At 68.9% G+C, this 7,690-nt stretch carries 5 protein-coding genes and 1 pseudogene; 4 read left to right on the forward strand and 2 right to left on the reverse strand.

All coding sequences use genetic code 11. The features are described from left to right. The first annotated feature begins 209 nt into the window (after positions 1-209). From AOK11_RS02490 to AOK11_RS02505, 4 genes and pseudogenes are all read left to right on the forward strand, one after another. Entirely contained in the window at positions 210-1,574 is a 1,365-nt protein-coding gene (locus tag AOK11_RS02490) for an FAD-dependent oxidoreductase (RefSeq protein ID WP_055591971.1), read from the forward strand. 211 nt (positions 1,575-1,785) lie between these two features. Continuing rightward, a complete protein-coding gene (locus tag AOK11_RS02495) occupies positions 1,786-2,544 on the forward strand; it encodes an IS6 family transposase (protein ID WP_055591972.1) in 759 nt (252 codons plus the stop codon). 438 nt (positions 2,545-2,982) lie between these two features. Then, on the forward strand, positions 2,983-4,266 hold the full coding sequence (locus AOK11_RS02500) for a metal-dependent hydrolase family protein (RefSeq protein WP_055591973.1): 1,284 nt from the start codon (positions 2,983-2,985) through the stop codon (positions 4,264-4,266). Between the two features lie 58 nt (positions 4,267-4,324). Next, a pseudogene (locus tag AOK11_RS02505) lies at positions 4,325-4,660 on the forward strand (transposase); the annotation flags it as partial. A gap of 65 nt (positions 4,661-4,725) precedes the next feature. Here AOK11_RS02505 and AOK11_RS02510 read toward each other — a convergent pair. Together AOK11_RS02510 and AOK11_RS38930 are read right to left on the reverse strand one after the other, a co-directional pair. After that, positions 4,726-5,445: an IS6 family transposase gene (locus AOK11_RS02510; RefSeq protein ID WP_420902962.1), complete on the reverse strand. Its 720-nt coding sequence runs from the start codon at positions 5,443-5,445 to the stop codon at positions 4,726-4,728. 281 nt (positions 5,446-5,726) lie between these two features. After that, positions 5,727-7,690: eCIS core domain-containing protein (locus tag AOK11_RS38930; protein WP_240497180.1), on the reverse strand; the 1,964-nt coding region annotated here is incomplete at its 5' end.

A 7,690-nucleotide genomic window follows, 5' to 3' on the forward strand; every position in this document is an offset into this window, starting at 1 on the left:
CGAGTACGAGCATGCCGCCTGACCTGCCCGGACGAGGATTTCGGCAAGGGCAGCCTCAAGCGCACACGCAACGTAAGCGTGTGGTCACTTTCCAGGCGAGCGAACACGCACCCCTCGTGGCGGACGGCACCCTGTCAGCGGAGCACCGGTGGTGCGATGCTGGAGACATCAGCGATCTCCTGTCAGTCCGTGGGGTGAGGAGTTCCGCCGTGCTGCGTGTCGCCGTCGTAGGTTCCGGACCGAGCGGGTGCTACACCGCACAGAGTCTGGTCCAGCAGGACGCCCAGGTGCGCGTCGACGTCCTGGACCGACTGCCGTGCCCGTACGGGCTGGTCCGCTACGGCGTGGCACCGGACCACGAGAAGATCAAGTCGCTGCAGAACAACCTCCGCGCGGTCCTGGAGCACGAGCGGGTGCGCTTCCTCGGCGGGGTGGCGGTCGGCCCCTCAGGAGTGTCGGTCGCCCGGCTGCGGGAGTTCTACCACGCGGTGGTGTACTGCGTGGGCGCCGCCACCGACCGGCGGCTGGGCATCCCCGGTGAGGACCTGCCGGGGAGCTGGTCGGCGACCGAGTTCGTGTCCTGGTACAGCGCCCACCCGGACTCCCCCGGGCAGGGAGGCACCCCCACCGACGACGGGTTCCTGCGCGGGGTCAGGTCGGCCGTGGTCATCGGCGTGGGGAACGTCGCCGTGGACGTCACACGAATGCTGGCCCGGGGGGTGCCGGAGCTGAGCCCGACCGATGTGCCGCACGCCGCCCTGACCGCGCTCGGGGTGAGCCGGGTGACGGACATCGCCATGGTGGGCCGGCGCGGTCCGTCCCAGGCCCGCTTCACCACCAAGGAACTGCGCGAGCTGGGCATCCTGCCGGACACCGGGATCGCCGTGGACCGGGCCGAGTTGGCGCAGGATCCGGCCTACGCCGATCCCTCCGGGCTGCCCGCCCCGCAGCGCCGCAACGTGGAGGTGCTGCGTGGCTGGGCCGAGCCCCCCGCACCGAGTGCCCGGCGGCGGATCCGGCTGCGTTTCTTCCTCCGCCCGGTCGAACTGCTCGCCCGGGACGGCCGCGTGGGCGCGGTGCGCTTCGAGCGGACGGTGCCGGACGGGCACGGTGGCGTGACGGGCACGGGAGCGTACGAGGACATCGAGGCGCAACTGGTGCTGCGTTCGGTGGGGTACCGCGGAGTGGCGCTGGAGGGTCTGCCGTTCGACGCCTCGGGCGGCACGGTGCCACATCTGGCCGGGCGGGTGCTGCGGGAGGGTGCCGTGGCGCCAGGCGAGTACGTGGCGGGCTGGATCAAGCGGGGCCCGACGGGTGTCATCGGCACGAACCGGCCGTGCGCCAAGGAGACGGTGGCCTCCCTGCTGGCGGACACGGCCGCGCTGGTCCGCCGGGACGTGCCCGGGGATCCGCTGGTGGCGCTGCGTACCGAGGGGATCGAGCCGGTCGAGTGGGCCGGGTGGCGGGCGATCGAACGGGCCGAGGCGGAACTCGGCGCCTCGCTGGGCCGGAACGTGGTCAAGCTGCCCGACTGGGCCTCGCTGCTCGATGCGGCGCGGAGGACGGGAGCGTAGCGGCTCGGCGGGCGCCGCCACCTGGCCGACCCCCAACGACGGCCAGGGCTCGCGGCCCCCGCGGAACATCCCGATTGTCCGGGACAGCGACAAGCCGCCGTCTCAGGTACCGCCCACACGCGCGCGTACCTCCCCGGTCAGCTCCCGCTGATAGTCGGCGTACGCGGCCCGCAGCGCGTCAGGCGTTGTCACGTTGGCTGACCGGCCTGGGATGATCTTGGATTTGGTCGTGCCGGGGAGGGAGTCGTTCGTGTCGTCCGCGCCGCCGTCGTACAAGGGCCACCGGTACCCGGTGGAGGTCATCTCCCACTGCGTGTGGCTGTACTTCCGTTTCCCGCTCAGTTTCCGTGAGGTGGAGGAGCCGATGTTCGAGCGCGGCGTGATCGTCTCCTACGAGACAGTGCGTCGCTGGTGTCTGAAGTTCGGACAGGCCTACGCCAACGCACTGCACCGACGCCGGCCCCGGCCCGGTGATAAGTGGCAACTGGACGAGGTCTTCATCAAGGTCAACGGCGAGCTGAAGTACCTGTGGCGGGCCGTCGACCAGAACGGCAACGTCCTGGACATCCTCGTCCAGAACCGGCGGGACAAGGTCGCGGCCAGGCGCTTCTTCCGCAGACTGCTCAAGAGAACCTGCTCGGTGCCGCGGGTGGTCGTCACCGACAAGCTCCGTTCCTACAGTGCGGCGCACCGCGCGGTCATGCCCTCGGTGGAACACCGCTCGCACCAGGGCCTGAACAACCGGGCGGAGAACTCCCACCAGCCCACCCGGCAGCGGGAACGCGCCATGAAGGGCTTCCGCAGCGTCGGCGGAGCCCAGCGGTTCCTGGCCGCGTTCAGCGGCATCTCCCCTCACTTCCGGCCCCGGCGGCACCTCCTGACCGCCACCGAATACCGCACCGAGATGACCACCCGCTTCGCCCTCTGGGACCAGGCCACCGGCGCCACCGATCGGCCCGCCGAGGCCTGAGCACCGGCCCGAAACCCGACCCCCGCCACGCCCCGGTGCGCCGTCAGAGACCCACGCACCCAACAACGTGACAGCGCCCCCCCGAGCGTCCAGGGGTTACAGCGTGCTCGTATCCGTACCCGTGACGGCGTGAACCGACTACTTGGCAGCATGCGCCGTTGATGACATGCCGCTCGACACTGACCCGAGAGCGAGTGCCTCGGGTCAACTTGACCGCGCCCTGAAGAGTCAATCGAGCGACGAGGCCGAGAGCCATCCGGCCGAGGGGCGACACACCGCGTTCGAGCTAATGTCCCCAGCCTCTCCGCGCAGCCGCGCCACGCTGCACCCGAGGTGAACGGTCGTGTCAGCGGACGCCGGGTGGCGCTGTTGCGCCCCGGATCCCACCCCGCCGGCGGCTCCTGCCGGCTCGCGTCATTCCGCCATGAGAGGAAAATCGTGACTCAGCAGCAGACCTCCACGCCGATTCTGATCAGTAACGTGCGCGTCTTCGGCGCCGACGGCTGCGGGCTGACCCCGCCGACGTCGGTGCTCATCCAGGACCGCAGGATCGCCGCGATCGGCGAGGAGAAACCGCCGGAGGGGGCCGTCGTCATCGAGGGTGGTGGGCGAGTGCTCATGCCCGGCCTGAGCGACGCGCACGTGCACCTCTTCGCGGCCGGGAACACGCATGCGGGCCTGACCATGGGGGCCACAGGCATGAACTACTACAACGCGCTCGCCGAGGCCGAGCGGATGCTCATGCGCGGCTTCACCGCCGTCCGGGACATGGCCGGCGACGTCGCCGCACTACGGCAGGTCCTGGACTCCGGCGCCTTCCCCGGCCCGCGCATCTACCCAAGCCAGGCGGCCATCTCCCAGACCTCCGGACACGGCGACTACTCCGCCGTCTACGAGGACGCGACCACCTTCTCCTGCGGACTGCACACCCGCGCCGAGCAGATCGGCTTCATGCGGGTCGCCGACGGCCGTGACCAGGTGCTCGCGGCCGTGCGCGAGCAACTGAAGAAGGGCGCCTCCCAGATCAAGATCATGGCGGGCGGCGGGGTGGCGTCCACCTACGACCCTCTGGACGTCGTGCAGTACACGCCGGACGAGCTCAGCGCCGCAGTCGAAGCCGCCTCCGACTGGGGCACCTACGTGTCCGCGCACGTCTACAACGACGAGGGCATCCGCCGCGCGATCGCCGCCGGAATCAGGTCGATCGAACACGGCCACCTCGCCGCCGGTCCCGAGACTTTCAAACTGATGGCGAGCAAGGGCGTCTGGCTGAGCACCCAGCCCTTCCTCGAGAGCGACCACGAGTACCCCAACCCGGACAACACCGAGAAGAACCAGGAGGTCTGCGCCGGCGTTGCCGACAGCTTCATGTGGGCACGGGAAGCGGGAGCGAAGATCGCCTTCGGCACCGATCTGCTGCTCGAGCCCGAGAAGGCCGGTCTGCAGAACGAGATGCTCACCCGGCTGTCCACCGACTTCGATTTCAGCCCCACTGAGGCACTGAGGATCGCCACGTCCGGCAACGCCGAGCTCTTCCGGCTCTCCGGTGAGCGTGACCCTTACAAGGAGGCCCGCCTCGGCGAGATCACGGTCGGCGCCTGGGCCGATGTCCTCCTCGTCGAAGGCGACCCCACGGAGGACCTCACCGTGCTGGGCGACCCGGACAAGAACCTCGCCGTCATCATCAAGGACGGCCGCATCTACAAGAACCTCCTCGGCTGACAGGACCCACCAAGCTCGCCGTTCGTTTGGCCCACCCTCTACCGAACCCGGAACGGTTCACTTCGCCGCGTGGCGTGACGACGGGACCGACCAGGTCATCCACGAACTCCTGCGCTGCCAGGTGCGGGAGAGGTCCCGCCGATTAGAGGACCCGACCCTGGTGGTGCTGGACACGCAGAGCGTCCGCGTGGCCGCCGGGGTCCCCTCCTCCACGACCGGCCGGGATCCCGCGAAGCGGGTGCCCGGCCGCAAGCGGGCGCTGACCGTTGACGTCCTGGGCCTGGTCATCGCCATCGCGATCCTCTCGGCGAACACACACGACAACGCCGCGGGCATCGCCCTCCTCGACCAGGTCGCCGAGCACACCAACGACAGCGTGAGCAAGGGTGCTGTCAGGTTGAGCGAGTACTCAAGGGTGTGAGCCGGTTCGGCGCGTTTCAGCTTCGGTGGTAAAGCGGCTCAGGCTATGGCGGGCAGGCCGGCGAGGCCGGTGATCTGGTCCCAGATCGCGAAGCGAAGGATCATCTCGGCGCGGTAGTCCGGGGCGGCGAGGAGGTGACGGCGGGGTCGGAAATGGGATGAGATGCCGCTGAACGCGGCCAGGAACCGCTGGGCTCCACCCACCGATCGGAAGCCTTTCATCGCGCGCTCGCGTTGCCTCGTCGGCTGGTGGGAGTTCTCGGCCCGGTTGTTCAGGCCCTTATGTGAGCGGTGTTCCACCGACGGCATCACCGTGCGGTGGGCGGCGCCGTAGGAGCGGAGCTTGTCGGTGACGATCGCCCGGGGCACCGACCGGGTCTTCTTCATCAGCTTCCGGAAGAAACGCCTGGCCGCAGCCTCGTCCCGCCGGTTCTGCAGCAGGATGTCCAGCACGTTCCCGTGCTGGTCCACGGCCCGCCACAGGTACCGCTGCACGCCGTTGATCTTGACGAACACCTCGTCCAGGTGCCACTTGTCACCAGGCCCCGGACGGCGCCGACGTAGAGCAGCGGCATAAGCCGGACCGAAGCGGCGCGTCCACTGGTGGACTGTCTCGTGGCTGACCTCGATGCCGCGCTCGAGCATCAGCTCCTCGATGTCGCGCAGGCTCAGGTTGAAGCGGTGATACAGCCACACGCAGTGGGAGATGACCTCCGGAGGGAAGCGGAAACCCCGGTACGACGGCGTCACCACGGACAGCCCTTCCAGCGATTCGACCAAACGAATGATCATGCCGCCCGAGAAGGCCACCACTCAACCTGACAACGCCTCAGGTCGTCCCGACACGGAACTACTTCGCCTCGGGCTTGTCTTCGGGTCGGCCTTTGATCGACCTGGAGCGAGGGTCCGTTCGCAGGTCGCAGGTCGCAGGTCGCAGGGGGCGGCGGCGGGGACGGCCGTATCGGCGATGTCGTCCGCGAACTCGGCGGTGACGATGTTCATCATCCTGCATGCGGCGACGCCGCTCTGAGGGCCGTACGTCACTTCCTGTAGGCCAGGTCCTCATTGGCGTTGAGCTGTTCGACCAGGGAGAAGACGGCGATGGCGAGCGACTTCATCTCCGCCGCCCGCAAGTTGTCCTTCATGCGGCGCAATTCGGAGACGACCGCTTCCTGGTCGTTCTGCGGGCCGACGAGGTTCTGCTCGCTGCCGAGGGCGCCGAGGGACTTGTGCACGCCTTCCGCGCTGGCCTGGTCGACCATCCCCCGCTCCGGCATGGTCAGATGGTCCCAATGCTTCAGCAGGTCGTGGCCGACCGTGATGCCGTTCAGCCAGGCGGAGCGGGTCAGGGTGATGGTGGTCTGGGTGCGGTCGTTGGCGAGACCACGCTCGACCGGGTTGGCGAACACTGGTGCGTTTCCCGTGCCGTTCATGCTCGCGGCGTCCAGGACGAGATCGGTGAACTCGGCCGCGTTCGCCTGGAAATGGTCCCTGAGGTTGGTCGGCAGCAGGCTGTAGGCGTGGGCGAAGTCCGTGCGGGCCATCAGGGCGCCGGCGATCGTCTTGGCGTTGTCCCCCTGTTTGATCCGCTGCCCCTGGAGCAGATAGGCGGCAAGGTGCATGACGAGGCCGGTGAGCGTCCTGACGTCGGTCTCCGGCGGCGTGAAGCCGAGCCGGGGCAGCAGCGCCTGGATCGCCCTCTTCGCGCCGGTCCGGGCGGCCGGGAGCTCGCCGAGGCCGCTCGCCGAGAGGTCGGTCGCCGCCTGATCGCGGCCCTGGACCGGCTTCTTGCGGATGAGGGGGATGCGTTCCTTCACGTTCATGGGTACCCGCCGCTCCAAGTACTTGATCAGAGTGGACAGTTGCTCCATGGTCGCGCCGAACGTCACCTGCGGTGCGAGGCTCAGTGGTTTCCCGTCCGGGTAGATCCGCAGGTTCGGCTGGGGAACACCGTGGCCTGCGGTGACGTGCTCGGAGGGGATGTACGTGTCGTTCACCCGGCTGTCGAGATAAGCCGCCATCGCGGTCACGTCGTCCATGACCGAGTCGACCTCCGCGAGCGTCTTGAGAGGGTCGGTCACCCACTCCAGGTTGGAGCCGCCGGTCGGGCTGGCGTCCGCTGTCAGGTCGAACTGCGTTCCCTTGACGACGAGTCCGTCCACGCGGCCCTTTCCGAGGTTCTCGCCTTCCAGCGGCTCCTCCGGCACTTCTCCCCTGTCCAACAGGGATTTCGTCAGCAGAGCGCGCTCCGCCGCGGTCACCGCGAGCGCGTCGTAACGTGCCTGCCCGACCGGCGTCAACAAGCCGTTGGGAGCCAGCCATTGAGCCCTCAGCGCCGCTCCCCTGTCCCCCTTCACCTGCTCTCGTTCCGCCTCCGAGAGACGCGTGTGGTACGGCGAGTAGGGAGCCAGGAAGGCGTCCAGGATTCTGGCGTTGATCAGCAGCTTCCGGTGTCGCAGGCGCTGGTGGAGGACGTTCGCGGAACCGTCCGTGATGCTTCGTACGTTCCAGGACGCCTCGAACTCGAAGCCGACGGCGCGTTGTACGGCCGTGGCGCCGGCCGGGCCGCGGTGTCCGGGCGCGTGCGTATGGTTGTGCTCTTGCTCCGGGTGCCCGGTGTCCTTCGGCACCGGTCCCGCCATTACCCGTGCCGCGCTCGCCTCTGCCGCCCGTTCGAAGCGGTCGGAGGGGTCGCTCACCCGGAGTCCGTCGCCATTGTCCCTGCCCGCGACCGGGCCCTGCCGTTGCTGGATGACATGCGTCAACTCATGGGCCAGCGTGTGTTTGTCGGCACCTCCCGCGCCGATGACGATGTGCTCTCCCGAGGTGTAGGCACGGGCTCCGAGCTCTGCCGCCGAGCATTGGGCGGTGGCGCCGGTGTGCAGGCGTACGCCGGAGAAGTCCGCGCCGAGGCGGGCTTCCATCTCGGTCCGGAGAGGGGTGGAGAGGGCTTGGCCGGGGGAGCGGAGGAGGTTGTGGGTGGTGGTGCGTTGGAGTGGGGCGG

Source organism: Streptomyces hirsutus (assembly GCF_001418415.1).
Lineage (GTDB): Bacteria > Actinomycetota > Actinomycetes > Streptomycetales > Streptomycetaceae > Streptomyces > Streptomyces hirsutus.